Source organism: Bradyrhizobium sp. Ce-3, assembly GCF_022835695.1.
GTDB lineage: Bacteria > Pseudomonadota > Alphaproteobacteria > Rhizobiales > Xanthobacteraceae > Bradyrhizobium.
The window spans coordinates 15,542-39,762 of the sequence record NZ_BQUV01000004.1; the positions used below are offsets into that span (position 1 = coordinate 15,542).

21 protein-coding genes are annotated in these 24,221 nt (G+C 66.0%); 8 read left to right on the forward strand and 13 right to left on the reverse strand.

What is annotated here, in order from left to right; translation table 11 throughout:
• Nucleotide 1: 1 nt before the first annotated feature.
• Nucleotides 2-856 (reverse strand): ABC transporter ATP-binding protein, encoded by an 855-nt coding sequence (locus tag BRSPCE3_RS14770; protein ID WP_244066567.1) that lies wholly within the window; start codon nt 854-856, stop codon nt 2-4.
• Between the two features lie 200 nt (nt 857-1,056).
• On the opposite strand from BRSPCE3_RS14770, the gene BRSPCE3_RS14775 reads away from it, so the two are divergent.
• Nucleotides 1,057-1,818, forward strand: a complete 762-nt coding sequence (locus tag BRSPCE3_RS14775; RefSeq protein ID WP_244066569.1) for a GntR family transcriptional regulator — start codon at nt 1,057-1,059, stop codon at nt 1,816-1,818.
• A 116-nt stretch (nt 1,819-1,934) separates the two neighbouring features.
• On the opposite strand, the gene BRSPCE3_RS14780 is transcribed toward BRSPCE3_RS14775, so the two are convergent.
• Complete coding sequence (locus tag BRSPCE3_RS14780) at nt 1,935-2,354, reverse strand: nuclear transport factor 2 family protein (protein WP_244066570.1); 420 nt, start codon at nt 2,352-2,354, stop codon at nt 1,935-1,937.
• A 157-nt stretch (nt 2,355-2,511) separates the two neighbouring features.
• On the opposite strand from BRSPCE3_RS14780, the gene BRSPCE3_RS14785 reads away from it, so the two are divergent.
• Together BRSPCE3_RS14785 and BRSPCE3_RS14790 are read left to right on the forward strand one after the other, a co-directional pair.
• Complete coding sequence (locus tag BRSPCE3_RS14785) at nt 2,512-3,747, forward strand: amidohydrolase family protein (RefSeq protein WP_244066572.1); 1,236 nt, start codon at nt 2,512-2,514, stop codon at nt 3,745-3,747.
• A 174-nt stretch (nt 3,748-3,921) separates the two neighbouring features.
• Nucleotides 3,922-5,136, forward strand: coding sequence for a mandelate racemase/muconate lactonizing enzyme family protein (locus tag BRSPCE3_RS14790; protein ID WP_244066574.1), 1,215 nt, complete (start codon nt 3,922-3,924; stop codon nt 5,134-5,136).
• Nucleotides 5,137-5,286: 150 nt separating this feature from the next.
• Here BRSPCE3_RS14790 and BRSPCE3_RS14795 read toward each other — a convergent pair whose 3' ends face one another.
• The 3 genes from BRSPCE3_RS14795 to BRSPCE3_RS14805 form a co-directional block, all read right to left on the reverse strand.
• Nucleotides 5,287-6,528: an ABC transporter substrate-binding protein gene (locus tag BRSPCE3_RS14795; protein WP_244066576.1), complete on the reverse strand. Its 1,242-nt coding sequence runs from the start codon at nt 6,526-6,528 to the stop codon at nt 5,287-5,289.
• Nucleotides 6,529-6,636: 108 nt separating this feature from the next.
• Nucleotides 6,637-8,676 carry a hydantoinase/oxoprolinase family protein gene (locus tag BRSPCE3_RS14800; RefSeq protein ID WP_244066577.1) on the reverse strand — a complete coding sequence of 680 codons (2,040 nt, stop codon included), beginning with the start codon at nt 8,674-8,676 and terminating at the stop codon, nt 6,637-6,639.
• A complete protein-coding gene (locus tag BRSPCE3_RS14805) occupies nt 8,657-10,336 on the reverse strand; it encodes a hydantoinase B/oxoprolinase family protein (RefSeq protein WP_244066578.1) in 1,680 nt (559 codons plus the stop codon). The genes BRSPCE3_RS14800 and BRSPCE3_RS14805 overlap by 20 nt, the downstream gene beginning before the upstream one ends.
• 260 nt (nt 10,337-10,596) lie before the next feature.
• Here BRSPCE3_RS14805 and BRSPCE3_RS14810 point away from each other — a divergent pair, with 260 nt between their 5' ends.
• From BRSPCE3_RS14810 to BRSPCE3_RS14825, 4 genes are read left to right on the forward strand one after another with little or no spacing between them, the layout of a single operon-like run.
• Entirely contained in the window at nt 10,597-11,070 is a 474-nt protein-coding gene (locus BRSPCE3_RS14810; protein WP_244066579.1) for a DUF305 domain-containing protein, read from the forward strand.
• Nucleotides 11,071-11,082: 12 nt separating this feature from the next.
• Entirely contained in the window at nt 11,083-12,540 is a 1,458-nt protein-coding gene (locus BRSPCE3_RS14815; protein WP_244066580.1) for a YncE family protein, read from the forward strand.
• Nucleotides 12,537-13,064 carry an RNA polymerase sigma factor gene (locus BRSPCE3_RS14820; protein ID WP_244066581.1) on the forward strand — a complete coding sequence of 176 codons (528 nt, stop codon included), beginning with the start codon at nt 12,537-12,539 and terminating at the stop codon, nt 13,062-13,064. The genes BRSPCE3_RS14815 and BRSPCE3_RS14820 overlap by 4 nt, the downstream gene beginning before the upstream one ends.
• Nucleotides 13,061-13,825, forward strand: a complete 765-nt coding sequence (locus BRSPCE3_RS14825) for an anti-sigma factor (protein ID WP_244066582.1) — start codon at nt 13,061-13,063, stop codon at nt 13,823-13,825. Before BRSPCE3_RS14820 ends, BRSPCE3_RS14825 begins: the two co-directional genes overlap by 4 nt.
• Here the strand turns inward: BRSPCE3_RS14825 and BRSPCE3_RS14830 are convergent.
• The 8 genes from BRSPCE3_RS14830 to BRSPCE3_RS14865 all read right to left on the reverse strand — a co-directional run bounded on the left by BRSPCE3_RS14830 (nt 13,822) and on the right by BRSPCE3_RS14865 (nt 22,727).
• Nucleotides 13,822-15,057, reverse strand: a complete 1,236-nt coding sequence (locus BRSPCE3_RS14830) for an MFS transporter (RefSeq protein ID WP_244067243.1) — start codon at nt 15,055-15,057, stop codon at nt 13,822-13,824. The two genes, BRSPCE3_RS14825 and BRSPCE3_RS14830, sit on opposite strands and share 4 nt — an antisense overlap.
• Before the next feature lie 134 nt (nt 15,058-15,191).
• Nucleotides 15,192-16,037 (reverse strand): CmcJ/NvfI family oxidoreductase, encoded by an 846-nt coding sequence (locus tag BRSPCE3_RS14835; RefSeq protein ID WP_244066583.1) that lies wholly within the window; start codon nt 16,035-16,037, stop codon nt 15,192-15,194.
• Between the two features lie 582 nt (nt 16,038-16,619).
• A complete protein-coding gene (locus tag BRSPCE3_RS14840; protein ID WP_244066584.1) occupies nt 16,620-17,561 on the reverse strand; it encodes an ABC transporter substrate-binding protein in 942 nt (313 codons plus the stop codon).
• Nucleotides 17,558-18,652 (reverse strand): LLM class flavin-dependent oxidoreductase, encoded by a 1,095-nt coding sequence (locus BRSPCE3_RS14845; RefSeq protein ID WP_244066585.1) that lies wholly within the window; start codon nt 18,650-18,652, stop codon nt 17,558-17,560. The genes BRSPCE3_RS14840 and BRSPCE3_RS14845 overlap by 4 nt, the downstream gene beginning before the upstream one ends.
• Nucleotides 18,653-18,684: 32 nt before the next feature.
• Nucleotides 18,685-19,857: an acyl-CoA dehydrogenase family protein gene (locus tag BRSPCE3_RS14850; protein ID WP_244066586.1), complete on the reverse strand. Its 1,173-nt coding sequence runs from the start codon at nt 19,855-19,857 to the stop codon at nt 18,685-18,687.
• Nucleotides 19,851-20,648, reverse strand: coding sequence for an ABC transporter ATP-binding protein (locus BRSPCE3_RS14855; protein WP_244066587.1), 798 nt, complete (start codon nt 20,646-20,648; stop codon nt 19,851-19,853). Before BRSPCE3_RS14855 ends, BRSPCE3_RS14850 begins: the two co-directional genes overlap by 7 nt.
• Entirely contained in the window at nt 20,642-21,658 is a 1,017-nt protein-coding gene (locus BRSPCE3_RS14860; RefSeq protein WP_244066588.1) for an ABC transporter permease, read from the reverse strand. The genes BRSPCE3_RS14855 and BRSPCE3_RS14860 overlap by 7 nt, the downstream gene beginning before the upstream one ends.
• Nucleotides 21,636-22,727, reverse strand: a complete 1,092-nt coding sequence (locus BRSPCE3_RS14865) for an ABC transporter substrate-binding protein (RefSeq protein ID WP_375709914.1) — start codon at nt 22,725-22,727, stop codon at nt 21,636-21,638. Before BRSPCE3_RS14865 ends, BRSPCE3_RS14860 begins: the two co-directional genes overlap by 23 nt.
• A gap of 473 nt (nt 22,728-23,200) precedes the next feature.
• Between BRSPCE3_RS14865 and BRSPCE3_RS14870 the strand changes: the two genes are divergently transcribed.
• Nucleotides 23,201-24,187, forward strand: coding sequence for an ABC transporter substrate-binding protein (locus BRSPCE3_RS14870; RefSeq protein WP_244066591.1), 987 nt, complete (start codon nt 23,201-23,203; stop codon nt 24,185-24,187).
• Nucleotides 24,188-24,221 lie beyond the last annotated feature (34 nt).

Genomic DNA, 24,221 nt, shown 5'->3' on the forward strand with positions numbered 1-24,221 from the left:
GTCAGGCTCCCTCGCGCGCCGCGGTGCGCGCATCGACGATGAACGCGCGGAGTTTCTGGTTGAGCGCGACGAAGTCCGGCTCGAACGTCATCGCCACGGTGCGCGGGCGGGCGAAATCGACCCTGGAATCGTCGAGGATGCGGCCGGGCCGCGCGCTCATCACGCAGATGCGGCTGGCGAGGAAGCCGGCCTCGCGCAGGTCGTGGGTGACCAGCAGCACGGTCGGCTTGTGGGTCATCCAGAGCTGCTGAAGGATGCCCCACAGCTCCTCGCGGGTGAACTGGTCGAGCGCGCCGAACGGCTCGTCGAGCAGCAGCATGCGCGGCTCGTGGATCAGCGCGCGGCACAGATTGGCGCGCTGGAGCATGCCGCCCGAGAGTTGCCAGGGATAGCGGCCGCCAAAGCCCTTCAGCCCGACCTGCTCGAGCAGCGCATTGGCCTTGTCGCGGAACGCGGTCTTGCGCAGCCTGCGGAATTGCGAGCGGAACGGCTCGACGATCTTCAGCGGCAGCATGATGTTCTTCTCGATCGTCATCCACGGCAGCATGGTCGGGTTCTGGAACGCCATGCCGACCCGCAGCGCGCGCGCCGCGACCTCGCGGCCACCGACGATGACGACGCCGGTGGTCGGCCGCGCCAGGCCCGAGACCAGCCGCAGGATCGTGGACTTGCCGCAGCCGGAGGGCCCGACCAGCGCCACGAACTCGCCGTCGGCGATCCGCAGCGTGGTGGTCGACAGCGCCGGCACGGCGCGGGCGCCGCGGCCGAACGTGACGGAGGCTTCCGACAGCTCGATCGCGGCCGGCGCGGATCCGGCGGCGGTCAGCTCGCCGGCAAATTCGGAGTTTGGTTGCATGCGCATCACAAGCAAAGTGCATGCAAGCTGGATGCCAGCGGCCGGCCCCTTGAAAATCAAGGGGATCGCGCGATCGGCGCCGCAGGACCCGGCTTCGCTTTGGGCAATCTGCGGCTCAAACTGCATGCAATTCGGGCGGTCGATTGTTTCGGCGGTATGATAAAGAGGCGTTCGAAGCACCTTCAGAGGGATTCGCGGCAATGGCGGGACGCGCCGACAGCAGCAAGACGGCGGAGCCGTCGGACAAGGTCAGCGTGATCTGCCGCGCGCTGCGGCGGGCAATCATCGAGCAGGCGCTGGAGCCCGGCGCCAAGCTGCCCGAGGATTCGCTCGGCGAGCGGTTCGGCGTCAGCCGCACCATCGCGCGGCATGCGCTCGGGCAATTGGCCGCGGAGGGCCTGGTCGAACTGCGCCGCAACCGCATCGCCGTGGTGGCAACGCCGAGCTGGCAGGAGGCGCGCGATGCCTTCGACATCCGCATCGAGCTGGAGCGGCTGGTGGTGCGGCAACTCGCGGGCAAGCTGACCAAGCCGCAGATCGCCGAATTGACCGCCCATGTCGACGCCGAGGATCGCGCACGCGACGGCACCGATGCGGTCTCGATCCGGCTCGCCACCGAATTCCACATCCTGCTCGCCCACATGACGAACAGCCCGATCCTGGTGCGCTATGTCAGTGAGGTCGCCTACCGCTGTTGCCTGACGCTGTCGCTGTACAGCCGGCCGCATTCATCGGAATGCGCGATCAACGAGCACCGCGCGATCATCGCAGCCCTGGTGAAGGGCGACGTCGACAAGGTGATGGGGCTGATGCACAGCCATCTGGATTCCGTGGCGACCCGCGCTCTGGTCGCGCCGAGCCCGCAGCGCGGCCGCGATCTGCTGGACATTTTGGCGCCGTACGCCGATGAGGCGAGCAGCGAGAAGGTGGTGAAGCTGCCGAAGGCGGTGCGGGGACGGTAACCCCAATCTCGGTGTCGTCGCCCGGCTTGACCGGGCGACCCAGTATTCCAGAAGGTGTTGTTGTCCACCGGGAGGTCGCGGCGTACTGGATCCCCCGCGGGGCATGACAGTTGTGGCTACCCCTCGATCCCCCGCTGCACCAGGATCCGCTCGGCGCTGTCGTTCCAGACGTCCATCTTGACGATCTGGCCGTCCTTCACCACGAAGCGGTCGACATAGCGGTTGCCCTCGAACGGCGTGCCGTCGATCCATTCGCCGTACAGCGTGCCGACGCTGTAGACCACAGTCTCACCTGCTCCCGGGCAGACGTCGAAGCGGTCCATCCGCTTCTTCACCCAACGGTAGCGCTTGGCGTTGAAGCCGGTCGGTCCGCGCGGATGGTCGAACTCGCGGCCGCCGGTGAAGGTGATCACCGTCCCCGGCTTCATATAGGCCGCCGCAGCATCCGGATCGGGGATCATCGACGCCGTCAGATAGGCCTCCACGATCTCGGCGTCGGACAGCGGGCGGGCATCGGCTTTGGCGGTGATGGACATCACGGGTCTCCGGCGGGGGATCGTCGGACTCTACAATCCGGCCGCCAAAGTGTATGCACATTTTTTGGACAATCTGGCTGGCAGATTGCACACAATCTGGTGCTGCCGGTTCCCTGCCCTTCCGCTAGGCTCAGACCATCCTGATGTCTTCGTTCCGATGATCGCGAAACCTGCCTTCGACCTGGTCTTCCGCAATGCCGTGACGCGCAGCTCCGCCGTCCCGGTCGATATCGGCGTCGCCGACGGCCGGATCGCCGCGATTGCGCCGCAGCTTGCCTGCGAAGCCGTCGAGGTCGACCTCGGCGGGCGGCTGGCGCTGCCCGGCTTCGTCGACACCCATATCCACCTCGACAAGGCCTGCCTGCTCGGCCGCTGCGGCCACGACCATGCCAGTGTCGCGGACGCAATCCGCGCGGTCGCGGCAATGAAGCGCGATTTCACCATCGAGGACGTCTACGCGCGCGGCGCAAAAGTGATCGAGCGCGCGATCACGGCAGGCACCACGCGGATGCGGACCCATGTCGAGATCGACCCGCGGATCGCCCTGCGCGGCTTCGAGGCGATCAAGGCGCTGAAGCGCGACTATGCCTGGGCGCTGGACCTGTCGCTCTGCGTCTTCCCACAGGAGGGTCTGACCAACGATCCCGGCACCGACGAACTGCTGGTCGCTGCGCTTAATGACGGCGCCGGGGCGATCGGCGGCTGCCCCTATGTCGACAGCGACCCGAACGCGCAGATCGCGCGCATCTTCGACCTCGCGCAGCAATTCGACATCGACGTCGACCTGCATCTCGATTTCGACCTAGATCCCTCCTGGTGGCACATGGAGGAGGTTTGCCGGCAGACCGAGCGACGCAACTATCACGGCCGCGTCACGATCGGGCACGCCACAAAACTCTCCGCGCTGCCGCCCGAGCGGCTGAAGGCGGCGGCCGCGCGCCTCGCCGCGGCCGGCGTCGCGGTCACCGTATTGCCCGCGACCGATCTCTATCTGATGGGCCGCGAGGCCACCCACAACGCGCCGCGCGGGCTGACCGCCGCGCACCGGCTGGTCGCCGACGGCGTGCTGTGCTCGGTCGCGACCAACAATGTGCAAAATCCGTTCACGCCGTTCGGCGATGCGTCGCTGCTGCGGATGGCCAATCTCTACGCCAACGTGGCGCATGCCGGGCTCGGCGAGTTCGACACCTGCCTCGATCTCGTCACCGAGCTGCCGGCGCGGCTGATGAACCTCAGGGATTACGGCATCGCGGTCGGCAATCCCGCCGACATCGTGGTGCTCGACACCGACAGCGGAACCAACGCCATCGCCGAACTGCCTGATGTGCTGCTGGGTTTTAAGCGCGGCCGCAAGACGTTCGAACGGCAGCGGCCGAAGCTGTTCCGGCCCTGATCGCAAAACCCCTCCCGTCACCCTGAGGAGCCGCGAAGCGGCGTCTCGAAGGGTCGACGGCCACCAGTCACCTCCGCCAATCCGCCTAAGCGCTCTGCACCCGGCGCGAATTGACGCGTCCGGCGATCCGTTGTTGAACTTGCTCAACACCAACAACAAGCCGGGCAGGAAACCATGAGCAAATCAACCACCATCAAAAGCGTCGAGACGCTCGCCTGCGATGCCGGCTGGCGGAATTATCATTTCGTCAAGGTGACGACCACGGACGGGCTGGTCGGCTGGAGCGAATATGACGAAGGTTTCGGCGCGCCCGGCGTGACCGCGGCGATCGAGCGGCTGTCGGCGCGGGTGGTCGGCAAGAACGCGTTCGAGCACGAGCGGATCTATGTCGAACTGTTCGCCGCGACGCGCCCGGCCGCCGGCGGCGTGGTGGCGCTGGCGCTCGGCGCGATCGAGAACGCGCTGCTCGACGTCAAGGCCAAGGCGCTCGGCGTGCCCTGCTACGATCTGCTCGGCGGCAAGATCCGCGACCGCGTGCGGGTCTACTGGTCGCATTGCGCGACCTGGCGCATCAATCATCCGGATTGGTACAAGCCGGCAATATCAGATCTCGACGGCGTCAAGGCGATCGGGGCCGAGGTGCGCGAGAAGAAATTTACGGCGATGAAGACCAACATCTTCGTCTACACCGATGGCAAGCCTGTGGGCTGGCGCCCCGGCTTTGGCTCGCCGTTCCAGCCCGAAATCAATGTCGACCGCACAGTGCTGCGCAATCTCTGCATGCATCTGGAGGCGATCCGCGACGGCGCCGGGCCGGATGTCGACCTGCTGCTCGACCTCAACTTCAACGCCAAGACCGAAGGTTATCTCAAGATCCTGCGCGCCATCGAGAAGATGGACATGTTCTGGGTCGAGATCGACACCTTCAACCCGCAGGCGCTGGGTTACATCCGCCGCCAGAGCCCGCACCCGATCTCGTCCTGCGAGACGCTTTTGGGCCTGCGCGAATTCCTGCCCTATTTCACCGAGCAGGCGATGGACGTCGCGATCATCGACACGCCGTGGAACGGGGTCTGGCAGTCGATGAAGATCGCCGCTGCCGCCGAGCATTTCGAGGTCAACGTCGCGCCGCATAATTTCTACGGTCACCTCTGCACCATGATGAACGCGCATTTCTGCGCGGCGGTGCCGAATTTGCGGATCATGGAAACCGACATCGATCGGCTGGCCTGGGACCACGAGCTGTTCACCCACGTGCCCGAGTTCGTCGACGGCCATCTCGTGATCCCTGATCGTCCGGGCTGGGGCACCGAGCCGAACGAAGAAGGCCTGCGCGCGCATCCGCCGAAGAACAAGGGCGGGCTGTTGAATTACGGGCTGAAGAAGTAGCTCTCCATCGTCGTCCCGGCGAAGGCCGGGACCCATAACCACCGCTGCGCGGTGTGAAAAAGTTTGTTGCCCCAGCGGCGCAAAACAATTTCCAGTTGGGGTAATGGGTCCCGGCCTTCGCCGGGACGACGCCACCTCAACCACCGTGCCTCAATTGTCCTCGCGCACCGGCGTGAACGCGCTCTCGATCACGTCGCCGATCGGCTGCCAGGCGTTGCCGTCGAACTGCACCAGCCGCATCTGCTTGATCGGGCGGAAATCCTTCGGCCCGGTGTTGATCACGATCCCCGGCAGCGCGATCGGGCTCTGATAGTCCTTCAGCGAGGCGGCCTGCCGCATGATGTTGTCGCGCGACAGGTCGTCGCCGCACTGGCGCAGCACCTGCATCAGCGTATCGGCGGCGGCATAGCCGAATACGGCGTAGATGTCGTCCTTGTCGCCGTCGGGATAGTACCTGTCCATGAAGGCGTCCCACGCCTTGATCTGCGGATCGTTCTTCCAGGCGGCATCGCCGGCGTCCTTCAGGAACGAGGTCGAGATCACGCCGAGCGAGTTCTGCAGGCCCGCCGGCCGCAACGCGCTGGCGATCGACGCCGAGGCATTGTCGAGGATGAACACCGGATGCCAGTCGAGATCCGCTGCAACGCGGATCGCGCGGGCCGCGATTGCGGGCGCGCCGTCGAACACCAGGATGTCGGCACCGGAGTTCTTCAAAATTCCGATCTGGTTCTGGATCGCGGTCTCCGATGCATCGAAAGCCAGATCGGCGACGATCATCCCGGCGGTATCGCCGAGCCCTTCCTGCAATCCCCGGAACAGATCGCGGCCGAATTGGTCGTTCTGCCAGAGCACCGCGATCTTGCGCGAGGGATAGGCGGCCTGGATGTAGTTGGCGTAGATCTGCCCCTCGGCGCGGAAGGTCGGCTGCCAGCCCATGGTCCAGGGAAAGGTCTTCGGATGCGCCCACTCCTCGTCGCCGGAGGCGACGAACAGCTGCGGGATGTTCTTCTCGTTGAGGTACTTTCGCACGGCGAGGTTGCTCGGCGTGCCGAACGAGCCGAACATCAAGAGCACGTTCTGCTTTTCGACCAGATCGCGGGTCTGCTCCATCGCGGTCTTCGGATTGGAGCTGTCGTCGACCGAGACGAACTTGACCTTGCGGCCGTTGATGCCGCCATGCTCGTTGACCATGTCGAAATAGGCCGCTTCCGCCCGCCCGATGGTCGCGAACGCGGCGAGCGGCCCGGTGTATGGCATCACATTGCCGACGCGGATCTCGCCGCCGCTTGCTTCCGGCGCCTGCTGCGCGCGCAACGGCGCCGCCAGGACAACTGCGGAGACAGCTGCGAGGACAAGGGATATCGAAAACGCAGTTTGTCTTTTTGCTTGCATCAACATCGCCACATACGCCGGCACGCAACCAGCGCTCCTCCCGAGCGACCCGACCTTATCGCCCAAGCCAACGCCGGAAAAATGAAATGTTGATGGCGGAGGCCGGCCTCAGCGCAATGTTATGTCGAGCCAGCCCAGCGGATTGACCGTGACACGATCGCCGCTGTCGACCAGAACCGTGGTGGTTTCGGCCTCGATGATGGCAGGACCGGCGAACGTGTGTCCAGGCGTGAGATCGTCGAGCGCATAGACCGGCACCTCGCGCCAGGCACCGAGCCAGGCCTGCCGCTTGCCGCGCGGCGCGCTGGGCGCAGCGGACGCGGCCTCGCCGGCATCGCTGCCGCCGCGCGCCACCTTGCCGACCGCAGCGACCCGGGCGTTGACGAACACGACCTCCTGCCCGCGCGAAGCATAGGTGTAGAGCTCCTCATGGCGGCGATGGAAGCGCTCCTCGATCTGCGCCACCAGGTCGGCGGCACCGAGATCGAGGTCGCCGAGCGGCACGTCGATCTCGAACACCTGCTCGCCGTAGCGCATCTCGGCCGAGCGCTCGATCGCGATGTCGCCCTTGAACCAGTCGCGCAAGCGGACTGCGGCCTGCTCGTCCAGCGCGGCGAACAGCGCCCGCACCTCATCGGCGGAGATCCGGCCGGTCCCGTAGTGGGTGCGGCTGACCTCGTAGCGCAGATCGCTGGTCAGCATGCCCCAGGCGGACAGCACCGAGGCCACCGTCGGCACGATGATGCGCTTGATCTCGAGCTCGCGCGCGACCTCGGCGGCATGCATGCCGGCGGCGCCGCCGAAGCTGAGCAGCGCGAATTTGCGGGGATCGACACCGCGGCGCAAGGTCATCAGGCGGATGCCGTCGGCCATCTTCAGATTGATCATCTTGTAGATGCCCGCGGCTGCCTCGATCCGCGACAGCTCGAGCGCTTCTGCGATGCGATCGACGGCGGCTTCCGAGGCCACACGATCGAGCGGCCGCGCGCCGCCCATGAAGGCGCTCGCATCGAGATAGCCGAGCACGACATTGGCATCGGTGACGGTGGCGGCCGTGCCGCCATTGCCATAGCAGGCCGGGCCCGGCACCGAGCCAGCGCTCTCCGGCCCGACCCGCAAGGTGCGGCTGCCGTCGACACCAGCAATCGAGCCGCCGCCGGCTGCGATGCTGGCGATGTCGAGGCTGCGCAGCGCGATGCGCTGGCCCGCCAGCATGCCGTCGGCCGACAGCGACGCCTCGCCGTCTGCGATCAGCGAGATGTCGGTCGAGGTGCCCCCCATGTCGAACGGCACCAGATCGGGAATCCCAAGCATCTCGGCGCAGCGGCGGCTGCCGGAAATGCCGCCGGCCGGGCCCGACAGCACGGTGCCCGCGGCGAGCCGCGAGGCTTCCTCGACCGGCGCCATGCCGCCATGCGACAGCACGACGAACAGCGAGCCCTTGAAGCCGGCGTCGTGCAGGCTGCGCTCCAGATTGGCGAGATAGCGCCGCACCGTCGGCTCGACATAGGCGTTCACGATCGTGGTCGAGACGCGCTCATATTCCTTGATCTGCGGCAGCACGTCACTCGAGCGCGACACACTGACCTCGGGCAGCTCCTTCGCCAGACGTTCGGCCGCGGCGAGCTCATGCGCCGGGTTGAGATAGGCGTGGAGGAAACAGACCGCGACCGAATTCGCACCGGAGCGTTTCACCTCGGCGATGACGTCGCCGAGGGCGGCGCCATCGAGCGCGACCGCCGCACTGCCGTCGGCCTTCAGCCGCTCGCGCACGCCGAAGCGGCGCTCGCGCGGCACCAGCGGCTCGGGCGGCGGCGTGCGCAGATCGTAGCGATCCGGCTTCAGCCCCTCGCGCATCTCGACGATGTCGCGATGGCCCTCGGTGGTGAGCAGCGCGACCCTGGCACCCTTGCGCTCCAGCAGCGCATTGGTCGCAACCGTCGTGCCGTGCACCAGGCGATCGGTCGCAGCCAGCATCGCCGCGCGGGTGACGCCGAGACGGCGCGCCAGCTCTTCCAGTCCCGCCATGACGCCGATCGACTGATCTGCCGGCGTGGATGGTGATTTCGCGAAAACGGTGCGTCCCGTTTGATCCGTCGCAACCAGGTCGGTGTAGGTGCCGCCGACGTCAACCCCAATCGTATACATCGCTGCCCTTTACCGCCTTCGAAACCAGACCTTGCGCTGCGTCGCGCGCCCGCGCCTCCGCCGATCGCTTCTCCGATGGACCCCAGCCGCCGCCACCGGACGAGCGGATCTCCAGGCAATCGCCGGGGCGCAACTCGATGCCAACCTCCTTTGTCTTCAGCACGCGTGGCGCGCGGCCTTCCGACAAGAGGCGATAGTGATGCGGCTCGCCGTCATTGCCGCCGAGCATGCCGCACGGGCCGTGCCGCGCCCCGTCGCCCGCGGTGTTGCCCTTGGCGGCCTTTTCAATCTCCAGCACCATGTCGAGCGCGACGCCGAGGCCGCCGCGATGCTGGCCGTCGCCGCCGGAATCCGGCCGGAACTCGTGCTGGCGGAAATGCAGGGGAAAGCGCACCTCGGCGACCTCGATGCTGCCGAATTTGAGGCCGCCGACCGAGTGCCATTCGCCGATCGAAGAATAGCCGTCACCACCGGGCGATGCGCCGCCGCCGGGGCGCGCCTGGAACATGTGCCAGATGAAATTGCGTCCGTTGCGCGGATCCTCGCCCTGGATCGCGATCCGGAATCTGCGGCCCCAGCCGCCCATCACGCGATCCGGACAGGACGCCGACATCGCCTTGATGATGGCCTCGACGATCTCGTTGGAGGGATGGCTGGTGCACAAGGTCACGGGGCGGCCGGGATCGGCCCACACGATGGTGCCCTGCTTCGCCACCACTTTGAGCGGCCGCAGCGCGCCGGTGTTCTTGGGGATGTCAGCATCGATCAGATAGGCAAAGGCCATCGCCACCGCGGCCTGCATGTTGGCATGCGAGGAATTCACAAAGCTGGTCGACTGCGGATCGGAGCCGGTGAGATCGACCTCGATGTCGCTGCCGTTTTTCGTCACCTTGGCGGCGATCTTGATGTCGGTGCGGCCATGGCCGTCATCATCGAGCAAGGCTTCGCCGTAGAACACGCCGTCCTTCCAGCTCGACACCACGGCGCGGGTCTGCTGCTCGGTGGCGTCAAGAATGGCCTCGATCGCGGCTTCGACCGTCTCCGCGCCGAACTCGCTGAACAGCTTTGCGACCCGGCGCTCGCCGAGATGCGCGGCGCCGAGCATCGCCGCGAGGTCGCCGCGGAATTCGCGGGGGTTGCGGATGTTGAGCGCCAGCAGGTCGAGCAGATCCTCGCGCGGCTTGCCGGCCTCGTAGAGCTTGATCGGCGGAATCCGGATGCCTTCCTGATAGATCTCGGTCGCGCCGGGATTGTAGGCGCCATGGGTGGCGCCGCCGATGTCGCTCTGATGCGCGCGCACGATGGTCCAGAGCAATCGCTTGCCGCCGTCGAACACCGGCACGAAAGCGGTCAAGTCGGGCAGATGGCTGCCGCCCTGATAGGGATCGTTGAGCAGGATGACGTCGCCGGGCGCGACGTCCTTGAAGCGTTCCTCGACCGCGAGCGTCGCCCACGGCAAGGCGCCGACATGCACCGGAATGTGGTCGGCCTGCGCGATCAACCGCCCACCGGTGTCGCAGATCGCCAGCGAGAAATCGCGGCTGGAATTGAGGATCTGCGAATAGGAGGTGCGAAGCATGGCTTCGCCCATCTCCTTCACGATCGACGACAGGCGGTGCTGGACGACGGAGCGGGTGATCGGATCGATCTTGGCGGACATTTTTGCCCTTGTGGGCGCATGGAACTGCGCGGAGAGGATCGAGGAACCGGCCGATCGCGACCGGAATTCCCCCTTATAGCCAGTGGCTTGCCAATCGCAAACCGGCCGGTTCGGCCGTAACCGGGTATTCCGTCGATCAGCAAGTCGTGATCGAGAAGACTCCGCCCAGCGACGGAATAGAACTCACACTGCTGCGTCCCACCCATGCAAGCCAACTGGATCGCGGAGGCCCTTCGCGACAACCTTCAGGGTGACACATCATGATCCTGCGATTCCCGAGACCCGGCTTAGGTGCGGCGGTGTTCGGCATGCGTGTCCTGTTCGCCGTCGCGGTTTCCCCGGTGGTGCTCGCCCAGGAAGCGCATCATCCGGCCGAGACCGCGCAGTCGACGGCGGAGAGCGCCTTCCTCGCCGAGAACGATGCCGCGATGACCAAGATGATGAACGACATGGCCGCCAAGCCGAGCGGCGACATCGACCGCGACTTCGTCGCGATGATGACGCCGCATCACCAGGGTGCGATCGACATGGCCGTGATCGAACTGCGCTACGGCAAGAACGAGCGGCTGCGCCGGATCGCACAGGAAATCATCGTCGAGCAGCAGCAGGAGATCGACGCCATGAAGCTCGCGATCGGCGAGCCGGTGACGGCATCCGCGCCGGCCCCGACGCAGCCGGGCCCCGCGCCTGCCGCGCACGATCACATGAACATGTCCCACGAGATGAAGCACTAGGAGCCTCAATCGATGAACCGTCTGATCCTCACGAGCCTGCTGGCCACCACCGTGCTCGCGATGTCGAGCTCCGCCTTCGCCGGACAGGCGCCGGGCGCGGCATCCTCCCCCGACATTCCGATTAGCCACCACGACCGCGTCTACGCCGCCGAGCAGTTCTCCAACACGGTCTCGGTCACCGATCCCGTCGACAACAAGCTGCTCGGCGTCATCCGGCTCGGCGACCCGCAGCCCGGCAATTTCAGTCCGCTCTACAAGGGCCAGGTCCTGGTGCACGGCATGGGCTATTCGCCCGACCATCATACGCTTGCCATCGTCTCGATCGGCTCGAATTCGGTGAGCTTCATCGACACCGCGACCAACACCGTCAAGCACGTCACCTATGTCGGGCGTTCGCCGCACGAGGCCTTCTTCACGCCCGACGGCAAGGAGGTCTGGGTCACCGTGCGCGGCGAGAACTACATCTCGGTGATCGACGCCTCGAGCTTCAAGGAGACGATGCGGATCGAGGTGCCGGCGGGACCGGGCATGCAGATCTTCTCGCCCGACGGCAAATACGGCTACATCTGCTCGTCGTTCAATCCGGAGACCGACGTGGTCTCGGTGGCCGACCATCAGATCGTCGCCAAGGTGAAGCAGGAGAGCCCGTTCTGCCCCAACATCGCGGCTTCGCCGGATGGCGAGCAGGTGTGGTTCACGCTAAAGGATACCGGCAAGACCCAGGTGTTCAACGCGAAACCGCCGTTCAACCCGATCAAGACGATCGACACCGGGGCGATCACCAACCACGTCAATTTCGCCAAGACCGCCAAGGGCACGTTCGCCTATGTCACCATCGGCGGCACCAACGAGGTTAAGGTGTTCCGCACCGACGACTTCGCGCAGGTCGCGACCATTCCGGTCGGCAATCTGCCGCATGGCGTCTGGCCGTCCGGCGACGGCACGCGGATCTATGTCGGCCTTGAAAATGCCGACGCGCTCGCCGCGATCGACACCGCGACCAACAAGGTGATCGCCAACATCCCGATCGGCCAGGCGCCGCAGGCCATCGCCTACGTGCCGAACGCCGTGCCGAACCCGGATGACCGCCAGAACCTGCAGGCGCTCGGCGCTGCCGGCCAGGCCGCCCACCTCGCGCTCGCGGCCAAGAACCAGGCCAAGGGCGACAAGCCGCCGACCAGCGTCTCGCTGTTCGATCAGGGGCTGATCCAGGTTCTGCAGGCATCGGTCACCGGGCTCGAACCCAAGCAGCATTACGTGCTAGCATTGGCCGAACGTGCCGATGGCACCGGCTCGGTGGAGCCTCTGGCAGCCTTCATGACCAATCCCGCCGGCTCCGCCATCGTCAACACCACCGGGCCGATCCGGCAGATCGTGCAGAGCGCGGCCAAGGCCGAGCGACGCTATCTCGTCATCACGTCAGGCGAGCCGGCCAAGCTCGGCGCCGTCGTGCAGGTGCAAACGCCATGAACGACATGCTGCGCCTGGTCGAGCCGTTGATACCCGCCTTGCGGCGGTATGCGCGGGCGCTGGTCCGCGACCACGCCGCGGCCGACGACCTGGTGCAGGATTGCCTGGAGCGCGCCGTCATCCATTGGGAGCAGCGGCGGTCGGACAATCCCCGGCCGTGGCTGTTCGCGATCCTGCATAACCTCGCCATCAACCAGTTCCGCCGCGCAACGTCGCGCGGCGTCCATGTCGCGATCGACGAAACCAACGAGGACACATTCGGTCAGGAGGCCGAACAAGAGCACAAGGTGATGTATCGCGACGTCATGGCGAAGCTCGCAAGGCTTCCCCATGACCAGCGTGCGGTGCTGCTGCTCGTCGGCGTCGAGGATTTGTCCTACGCCGATGCCGCCAAGGTGCTCGGTGTGCCGATCGGCACGGTGATGTCGCGGCTGGCGCGCGCCCGCGAGCGGCTGCATCAGGAGCTGGAGGGCACTGCCGACGATCAGAACAGTAATATCGTGCAATTGCGGAACAAGACATGAGCAATCGACCCATTACCGAAGACGATCTGCACGCCTTTGTGGATCGCGCGCTCGAGCCGGAACGCGAGGCTGAGGTCAGCGCCTATCTGGAGAAGCATGCTGATGTCGCCGAGCGCATTGCGGCCTACGCCGATGAACGTAACCTTTTGCGATCGGCGCTGCTGCCGATTGCCGAGGAGCCGCTGCCGCCGCAGCTCAACCTCGCCAGGATGCTCGAAAGCCCGCGCCGCCGGCCCTCGTCGTTGCGCTGGGCCATCGCGGCGATGCTGATGCTGTCGATCGGCGGCCTCGGCGGCTGGGTGATCCGCGGCGCGACACAGGCGCCGGCCGGCGGGCTGTCGGCGCTGGCCCAAGAGGCAAGCGCGTCCTACAAAGTCTACGCTTCCGACCGCGCCCGGCCGGTCGAGCTGCGTGACAGCACCGAGCTCGTGCAATGGGTCTCCAACCGCCTGCATCAGCCGGTCAAGCTGCCGGACCTGACCAAGTCGGGTTATCGCTTCATGGGTGGACGCGTGGTGCCGACCGAGCACGGTCCCGCGGGCATGTTCATGTATGACGACGATCGGGGCGACCGGCTCGTTGTGCTCACGCGCCCGATGACGACAGATCAGAACGGGCCAATGGCTCCGCTATCGGGCGGCGACGTCGCCGGCTTCTCCTGGGCCGACGGAGGAATGGGCTACAGCCTGGTCGGACCAAGTGCAGCCGAAACGTTGCGGCCGATCGCCAACGAGATCCGTAAGCAGGTGCAGACGATCTAGCTCTTGGTATAGACCAGAAACAGCACGGTCCCGATCACCAGCGCGCCCGCGATGAACAGCAGCACCGCGGGCAGTCCGAACAGCGCGGCGACGCCGGCGGTGCTCGATTGCAGCAGCGCGGCGCCGAGGAAGAACGCAAGGTTGACCGACGACAGCGCCTTGCCGGTATTCTGGGCGTCGACCAGCTGCCGCGTCATGCCGTAGATCAGCGGCTGCGCCGAGGTCGCAAGCCCGATCAGGATCAGCAGCACCAAATCGTATTGCGACGGCATCACCGCAACGCCGAGCAGGTTCGAGACCGGGAAATGCGGCGCGCCGGCCGCCATCAGCACCAGCAGCAGCGCGGCGATCGCATGCGTTGCCGCAACCATGGTGCGGCGATGGCCGAACTTGCGGTCGAACGCGCCGATGCAGGCCGGGCCGACGATCATCGCCAGCGTGAACAGGCCGAGCACATTGCCGGCCTCGATGCGGCTCAGCCCCTTCACATCCATCAGCCACGGCCCGCCCCACAGGCCGCGCAAGGTCAGCGACGCGCCGAGCGACACCAGCGACAGCGCGATCAATCCGCGCAGACCGCGCGACAGGCCAAGCCGCAGCACCTCGGCCATCTGGTGCAGCGGCGAAGACTCATCCGCATGCGCGGCGGGCTGCCGCGGCACCAGCGCAAACACCGCGATCAGCACGACGATGCCGAAGCCGGCCGAGACCCAGAAGCCGGCGCGCCAGCCGAACTGATCGACCACGAAGGCGAGCGGGCTTGCCGACAGCAGCATGCCGATATTGCCGATCGAGAGGATCAATCCCGACCACAGGCCGAACTTCGCCGCCGACATCTGTTTCGCCGCCAGCGTCATCGGGCACATCAGCATGCCCGAGGTGGCGATGCCGAGCATCAACTGCCCGAGCACGAAGCTCGCAGGCCCTGCCGCAACCGCCGACACCAGCGTTCCGACCACGGTACCGGCGAGCAGGCTCAGCGACACCGGCCGCACGCCGAAGCGGTCCATCGCGGCACCGACCGGGATCTGCGAGGCGGCAAAGGAGAAATGATAGATCGAGGTGAGGCTCGCCAGCGCCTGCGGCGAGGTGCCGAAATCCCGCGCCATCAGATCGAGGCTGATCGCCGGGATGGTACGCAGCAACGTCGACAGCATATGGCCGGAGGCCAATGCCAGAAGTGCAAGAACCAAGGCGCGGAACCCGATCCCCGCCGCTTCCTTCGTCACCACGCCGTCCACGAATCGCCTCTTCCCTGAGCGTCTTTGGAGAGCGGCGTAACATTATTGGGACGGCGGCGCCAATCTCGCCAGCCCTCCCCCCGTTCTTACGGGGAGAGGGTTACCCCAAGCGGGGCGAGGTCACGTCACTGCTTGTGGAACACCAGCGTGCGGAGCTCGATGCTCTCGCGCGGCGCGGCGTCGGCCGGCGTGGTCGGGTCGATAAACGCCGTGTGCGGCCCAAACCGCGTGCGGCCGTCGGTCGCCGAGTCGTAGCATTTCAGCAGGATCGCCTCGTCCGGCGTCATCTCGGGAATGTAGAACCAGCGATGGTTCGGATTGTACTTCACCGAATAGGTCTCGCCGCTGCGGTTCGGGTAGATCAGATCGGAGGCAATCAGGTCCTCCGGCGCAATCGTGGTGCCGTCGGCCATCGCGAGTGGTGAATCGCGCAGGGGACCGCGGATCGGGCGCCACAGATTGATCACCTGCACCCGGCCCTTGACGAGTTGCTCGGCCTCGTCGGGCAGGTGCTCGAACACCCTGTTGTGGCCGGAGACGGCGGTCTGGTCGACATGAACGCGGGTCGCGGGCTGGCGCGGGCCGCCGCCGCGGATATCAGCCGCGCCCTCGACACGTTTGCGCACGGTGTGATCGAAGATGAAGACACGATCGGCCTTCAGCGTCGCCTTCAGGAAGGCTTCCACCGCGGGATAGTAGACATTGCGGACTTCATTGTCGTCGTAATAGTCCTTCACGCTGGTCGGATGCTTGACCAGCGCAAAGCCCTCGCGGTCGAGCGAGAAGCTGTCGGCGACCAGCCGTCCGTCGAAGATCGGGACGTTGTGGGCTTCGGGCAGCGCGGTGGATTTGGGTTCGCCGGGCGGCGGATCGAAAGCGTAGGTCCGGGGCTTGCCCGGCGTCGGCGCGAGATAATTCAGTTCAGCGGTCACAAACGGCAGCGACTCGATGCGAGTTTCTTGAAGGCCCATGGTGATCTCCCGGACTCGATTGTTCGTGTGTTTGATCTTGGCGGCGCTCGCGGGTGCGGCAAGGGCGCGGCGAAAATAGCAATGTTGCTATTCTCTCCGGTGAGGAACGGGAAAAATCGTGCTGGTTGAGGCAGCGACACGTGGATGGTTATTTCGCACTCACGCGAATAGAGGCGCCCGCGGCTTACCCCTGTCCCCACCCTCCCCCGCAAGGGGGGAAGGGAGCCCGACCAACGCGCTCACCTCACGAAGATAAGGATCGTACGCTAGCCGCACCGATGTGAGGGAGGCACGGACGGAACGGTTCCCTCCCCCCTTGCGGGGGAGAGTTAGGGAGAGGGGTGCCACACGACGTGCTCTCACAGTATGCGCGACACAGGTGCAAGAGGTCGCGCATTCGCAAAGCCACAGCCCCGCGTCCCTCCGCGCCCGTCGTCCTGCCGAAAGCCAGGACCCACTACCAACGAATTTGATGGTGAGCGGGATCGCGGCCCCAGCGTCGTGCAACAACTGCCGTCCAGGGTAATGGGTCCTGGCCTTCGCCAGGACGACGTTGAATGTTCGGCGTCGCTTGCAAACTGCCTACAGCCCCGCGCCCTTCTCGACGGCCACGCCGAACGACCGGTCGACAATATCCGCAGCGTTGATCTTCTGCCGGATCAGGCCCCAGCGGTCGTAGAGATCGATGGTCTTCTGCTCGTCGGCCACCACGCTGTCGTCGATCGGCGCGATCCGGATTTTGGCGCGCGTCAGCCAGTTTACCGCCACCGCGGGCGGGATGTTCATCAGCCTGCCCCAGGACGCGGCGTAGCCTTCGACATTGTGCTGCGACCAGGCGCGCGCCGCCGCCAGCCTGCGCACGAAATCCTCGAGCTCGGCGCGCTTGGCCTTGATCGCGTCGGGCGTTGCGACCTGGAAGCCGAGGCCGGGCGTGATGCCGTCGGCCGTGATGACGCGGCGCGACTTGAACAGCACCTCTTCCTGGCTGACATAAGGCTCCCAGGTCGACCAGGCGTCGACCGCGCCTTGCGTGTACGCAACCTTCGCGTCCGATGGCGCGAGGAACACGATCTGCACGTCGCTCGCCTTCCAGCCCCTGGATTCCAGCGCGGCCAGGATCAGCTGATGGCCGATCGAGCCGCGGCCGGTTGCGATCTTCTTGCCGCGCAGATCGTCAAAGCTCTTGATGGCGGAATTCTCCGGAACCAGCACCGCGAGCCCGTCGCGCGACTGCCGCACCGCCGCGATCGCCTTGACCGGAATTTTCGCGGCCGCCGCGAAGGTGAACGGCGCGTCGCCGACCAGGCCGGTGTCGATCGCACCTGCGCCGAGCGCCTCCAGCAGCGGCGCCGCCGCGGCGAACTCCTTCCACTCGATCTTGTAGGGGACGTCCTTGAGCACGCCGGCCGCTTCCATCACGGCCTGCGAATTGCCCTTCTGGTCGCCGACGCGCAGCGTGGACTGCGCGGCGGCAACATCGATAGCGGCGAGCACAAGCGCCGCCGCGACAATGAGACGGATCATTCGGCGGCGATCCCGCGCTGCTGGTCGCGCGCTTCGATCAGCTTGCGGGTCAGCGGGATCAGTGCACGGCCGTAGTCGATTGCATCGACCAGCGGATCGAAGCCACGGATCAGGAAGTGGCTGACGCCGAGATCGTAGTAATCAGCGAACACCTCGGCGACCTGCTCGGGCGTGCCGACCAGCGCGGTCGTGTTGCTGTTGGCGCCGGTGAGCTTTGCGATCTCGGTCCACAGCCGCTTGTCGATCCGTGTGCCCTGATCGGCCAGCGCCAGCAGCCGCTTGGCGCCGTCGGTCGCGTGGTTGGGCCGGCGATAGCCGGTCTGGTCCTGCAACGCGGTGGCGCGCTCGAGGATCTGCTCGGCCTTGGCCCATGCCTTCTCCTCGGTGTCGGCGAGGATCGGCCGTACCGACAGGCTGAAGCGCGGCGTCGGCCGGCCATGCTTGGCCGCGGCGTCGCGCACCCGCGCGGTGACGTCGCGCACCTGCGCATAGGATTCACCCCACAGCGCGAAGGTGTCGGCATGCTTGCCCGCGACCTCGACCGCGGCATCCGAGCCGCCGCCGACGAAAGTGTAGATGCCGCCCTTCTGCAACGGCTTCACCTGCGAGAAGCCGTTCTCGACGTTGTAATACTTGCCGCTGTAGTTGAACGGCTTCTCGCTGGTCCATTCCAGCCGCACCACGTCGAGGAATTCGTCCGTGCGGGCATAGCGCTCGTCCTTGTCGTCGAGCGTGTTGCCGTCCTGACGCAGCTCGATGGCGTTGCCGCCGGTGATGACGTGCAGCGAGACGCGGCCGCCATAGAACTGATCCAAGGTCGCGAGCTGGCGCGCCAACAGCGTCGGTGCGGTGAAGCCCGGGCGCTGCGCGATCATCACCTTCAGCGATTTGGTGATGGTGAGGACATGCTGCGCGACCTGCAACGCGTCAGGCGTCGTCGAGTGGAACGCGAGCAGCGCGCGGTCGAAACCGGCGAGCTCATGGGCCTTGGCGACCGTCTCGATATAGGGCGGATCGAGCACCGGCCCTGACCGGACGATGGTCTCGGAGGCATTGTTGTTGGTGATGAAGCCGATGAACTCGACCGGCATGACGGGAACTCCGTTTTTGTTGGCTGTTGTTTTCAGACGCCCAGCGCGGAACGTCCGGCGGAGACACGGGTGGCATCGTCTTGCGGGGTATGGACGCGGCCGCACAGCACGTCGCGATAATGCCGCTCCAGCGGATTGGTTCGCGACAGCCCGTGGTTACTGGTCAGCGACAAGGCATCCTCCACCACTGCTGCGGCGTTATTGGTCACCGTCAGCTTGACGATGTTAGACTCGATCGCGGACAGCGGGAAGCCGTTATCGAAATCGGCCGCGAAGCTGCCGATCAGGCGGGCATTGACCGCAAGCCGGGCCTCGATACCGCCGACGACCTCCTGCATCCGCGGCAATGTCGCCAGCGGCGCGCCGAGATTGGCGGGCACCCGCTCCGTCAGGAATTTGACCAGCCAGTCGCGGGCCGCACGGGCGATGCCGTCATAGATCGCGGCGACGAAGATCGCATGCACGGTCGCCTGGGTGAGGTCAGGAACTTTCCAGTCGTCGGGCCTGCGGACGTCGATCTCGTAATCCAGCGGAAACACCACATCGTCGAAGATCACGGTGTGGCTGCCACTGGCGCGCAGGCCGAGATGATCCCAGGTCTCCTCGATCCGCGTTCCCGGCAATCCGGCCGGAACCAGAAACAAGCCGACACGGGTGTCCACCTCGTCGGTCTTCGCCCAGACCGAATACCATGTCAGGATCGGCGCGCCGGTCGAATAGATCTTGCGGCCGGTCAGCCGCCAGCCGGTTTCGGTGCGGCGCGCCGTAGTCTCCGGAAGGCCGCCGCGCGCCGGCGAGCCGAGCTCGGGCTCGACGCGCAAGGCGTTGATCAGCGCCACGCCTTCGACCGTCTCCTTTGCGAGCTTGCGCGCGAGGCGTCCCGGCCACCGCGTGCTGCGCGCCATCACCAGGTGCTGGATGTAATGCATCGACAGCACCAGCGCGGTCGACGGGTCGGCCTTGCCGATGATGCCGAGCACGCGCATGGCGTCGCGGGCGCCCGCACCCGTGCCGCCGAGCGCCGCGGGTACCGTCAACGCCAGCAGGTTTTCGCGCGACAGGTCGGCGAAGTTCTCGAAAGGAAAGCTGGCATCGCGATCATGTACGGGTGCGCGCGCCGCAAACACCTCGGCGAGCCGCAAGGCGCGCGCGATATGCTCAGGCTCCGCCGCCGGCGGCAGCTCCCTCGCCGCTGATGTCACCATGTCGCCTCCAGTCCGAGCAGGCCGAGGATCTGCTTGCGCAGATCGGCCAGATAGGGATCGCCGCGATGCCGCGGGTACGGCCGCTGCACGGCGATATCGGCCTTGATCCGCGCCGGCCGATCGGACAGCACGATGACGCGGTTGGCGAGCACCAGCGCCTCCTCGACGTCATGGGTGACCAATAGCGTGGTGAAGCCCTTGCGCTGCCACAGCGCCACCAGCTCGGCCTGCATCGCGATCCGCGTCAGCGAGTCGAGCTTGCCGAGCGGCTCGTCGAGCACCAGGATCTTCGGATCGTTGACCAGCGCCCGCGCCAGCGCGACGCGTTGCGCCATGCCGCCGGAGAGCTGGTGCGGATAGGCATTGCGGAACGCGGACAGACCGACCAGCTCGATCACGGCATCGACCCGGTGCCGCTGCGTCTTCAGGATGCCCTGCGCCTCCAACCCGAGCGCGACATTGTCCCACACCGAGCGCCACGGAAACAGCGTCGGATCCTGGAACACGACGACGCGTGACGGATGCGGACCATTGATGCGGACGTCATCCTCGCGCAGCGAGCCGCTGCGTGGCTTCTCCAGCCCCGCGACCAGCCGCAGCAGGGTCGACTTGCCGCAGCCGGACGGGCCGAGCAGCGCGACGAACTCGCCGGGCGCGATCGAAAGGTTGACGTTGTCGAGCACCGGCAAGGTTGCGCCGTCGATGTCGAAGGCGTGGCTGACGCCCTCGATATCGAGCTCGGCGCCGACCGCCGGATAGGTGATCGCCTCGGCCGTGGATTGCACTACCATTTGACGACCCCCTTCTGCCAGACCAGCAGGCGGTCACGGGTCTTGAACAGCAGCGTGATCGCGCCGGAGCAGAGCAGCGACATCACGATCAGCGCCGCGTACATGTTGGCATAGGCCGCCCAGCCCTGCGCCCATTGCAGGTACCAGCCGAGCCCGGCCTTGACGCCGATCATCTCGGCGACCACGAGCACGGCAAAGGACGAGCCGAGCCCCATGAACAGGCCGACGAACACGTGCGGCAGCGCGGCTGGGATCGCGACCTTCAGCACCAGGAACGATGGCTTGGCGCCCAGCGTGCGCGCGACGTCGTAATACGCGCTGCTGACGCTCGCGACGCCCGACCAGGTCAAGACCGTCACCGGGAAGCCGGTGGCAAGCGCGATCAGGAAGGTCGAGGCGCTCCAGCTCGACGGAAAGGTGAAAAACGCAATCGGCAGCCAGGCAGTGGCCGGCAGCGGGCCGATGAAGCGCAGCACCGGGTGCACCCAGTAGCCGATCTTCTGCGACCAGCCGATCGAGACGCCGGTGATGAAGCCTATGGTCGCGCCGATGAGGTAGCCACCGAGCTGCAGCCTGATCGAGGCGAGCACGCTGTCGAGCAGTTTTGGCAGATCGTCGGTATAGACTTCCAGGATCGACTGCGGCGGCGGGAAGAACGGCAGCGGCAACCAGGCGAATTTCGCGGTGGCGACCTCCCACAGCGTGACGAACGCGCCGAACGCCACCAACCAGGGCGCACGCTTGCGCAACGCCTGCCCGGCGCTGCCGAGATAATCCGCGCTAAAGGTGCCGAACAGGATGAAGGCCGCGATGACGATCGCGCCGATGCCGAGCGATTCCGTCCGCGACCAGTCGCCGACATCGGGCCAATACAGGCACGACAGCCCGAACGCGAGCCAGACAAAGCTCGCCGCAAGCCCGACACCGTAGCTGCCGGAGAGGTTCGAGAACGTGACCGCGGCGCGCGGCGACCCTGCGGCCGTCGTATCAGACACTGAATACGTCGACATAGATCCGCTCCGCGAATTTGGCCGTGTCGGTGCTCTGCTTGAACACCTGCACCGATTTCAGATCGTCGGCGTAGCCCTTGAGCTCGCGCTTGAGCACCTCGCCGGTCGGGTGATGGTGATGGGTGTGGTAGCGCGCCATCGCCTCGAGATCGGCGAGGCTCGCCGCCTTCGGCGCATAGGGCTGGAACGATTTCGCCGCCTTGTCCGGATTCTGCGAGGTGAACATCGCGGCATCGAGCAGCGCCTGGGTGATGGCGCGCGCGACATGCGGCTCCTCCCGCACCAGGCTGCCGCGCAGGCCGACGATGCAGCAGCTCTTGTCGCGGTACTCGCCGTCGAGATTGGAGGCGACTTCCTTGTACTGCGCATCCTTCAGCCAGAGATAGGCCAGCGGATCCGACGACAGGAAGGCCTGCACCTCGCCCTTCTCGACCGCGACGTTCAAGAGATTGCCGGGATAGGCGCGCCAGTCGACATCCTTGATCGGGTCGATGCCGAGCTTGGACAGCTGGATCGAGAAGAAATTCTTGTCGGGACCGGCGAGATCGCCGACCGCGACGATCTTGCCCTTGAGATCGGCGAGCTTGTCGACGCCGGAGCTGGTACGGGTCAGGACGCGCATGCAGCCGCCATGTGTGCCGGCGGCGATCTTGACGTCAAAGCCCTGCTCGAGCGGCTTCAGCCAGCGCAGCGCCATGCCGAGCCCTGCGTCGCTCTTGCCGGTGGCAATCGCCTCCAGCAACTGGTCGGTGGAGCCGGAATAATTGACGAGCTCGACGTCGAGGTTCTGCTTCTGGAAGAAGCCATGGTCGATCGCGACCGGCAGCGGCGCGAGGCAGACTGCGCCGGCATTCCAGGACAGTTTCAGCTTGCGCGGCGCACCGGTCAGGGGCGGTGCATCCGAGGCCGTCTTGCAGATCGGGAATTCGGAGAAATCGATCGCCGGGGCGATCGCGCGCGGTGCGAAGGCCTGCGCGTGATAGGCACCGATCGGTGCGGCAAGGGCCGCGGCGGCGCCCGCACGCAGCAAGGTGCGGCGATCCATCACCGTCTTCTTGTTGGTCGACATCATTACTCCTGCATTTCGGCAAGGCTCCGCCCCGCGCGCAGACGTCGCCGTCTGTGCGCCCCGTCGTTCGAAGCTCATGGTTCAGAAAAAGCCGATTTCTCCGGCGCTATTGCCCTCAAAGCAACGCGCAAATGATGCGGCGCGGCAAGTTCACCGTCAATGAAATGGAATTTCGAATGTCATCGGCGCGGCAGTCGAACTCTCCACGATCGCAGCGCGCGACGATGAAAGGATTTTCGCCTCTGTCGCAACTCGAAGCCGCAGCGCGGGCACTGCAACTGCATCAAATCCAGGCAGTTCGCGGTCGCACGCACGGTGTCTTCTCCATTCGGCATGCGCGACGAAATCATCCTTGCCGTACGGCAGGCGAATTCAGATTTCCGTTTCGTTGACGGCAAACGGCTTGCCCATAGACTTGATCAACGCTGCCGCACTTTCCGCCGCGCAGCGAATGAATCAGAAAGAAAGTCGATATGCGCAAACTGATCCGCTCCGGTCCTTCCAATCCCTTCACGCGCCGCGCGGCGGCCGCGCTGATCACGGCGGTGATCACGCTCTCGACATCGGCGGCGGCGTTCGCGGCCGACGCGATCGTGCTGCGGGTTGGCGACCAGAAGGGCGGCAACCGCTCGCTGCTGGAGATCTCCGGCTTCGCCAAGGACCTGCCCTACAAGATCGAATGGTCGGAATTCCCGGCGGCCGCGCCGATCCTCGAGGCGCTCAATGCCGGTGCGCTCGACGTCGGCTATACCGGCGATCTCGCCTTCCTCACGGTCTATGCCGCAGGCGCCCCGATCAAGGCGATCGGTGGCACGCGCGCCGATCCGAAGACCCAGGCGATCCTGGTGCGCGCGGATTCGCCGATCGAGACTGCGGCCGATTTGAAGGGCAAGCGGCTCGCCGGCACCCGCGGCGGCTGGGGCCAGTTCCTGATCGACGCGACCTTGGAGAAGGCCGGCAACAAGATCGAGGACGCGACCTTCGCCCCGCTCGGCCCGGTCGACGCCAAGATCGCGCTGCTCGCCGGCTCGATCGACGGCTGGGCGGTGTGGGAGCCCTACGTCTCCTATGCCAGGCTGAAGGACAATGCGCGCGTCGTCGCCGACGGCGAGGGGCTAACACCGACCGTCACCTTCATCGTCGCCTCCGACAATGCGATCGCGACCAAGCGCGCCGCGGTGCAGGACCTGGTGCAGCGGCTCAACAAGGCGCGGCTGTGGTCGCTCGACCATCTCGCCGAATACGCGACGAGCACGGCCGAGCTCACAAAACTGCCGGAAGACGTGCTGCTCGCCGCCTACACCGCGCAGAAGACGAGCCCGATCGCGATCGACGAGGCCGTGGTGAAGGAAGTACAGGCCGCCTCCGACCGCGCCACGCGCTACGGCATCCTCGGCAAGACGCTGGATGTCGGCAAGGCGGTCGACCGCAGTTTTACCGCGGCTGCAAGTTTGAACTAACCGGCGCTTTCACCTCCCCTTGAAAAGGGGAGGT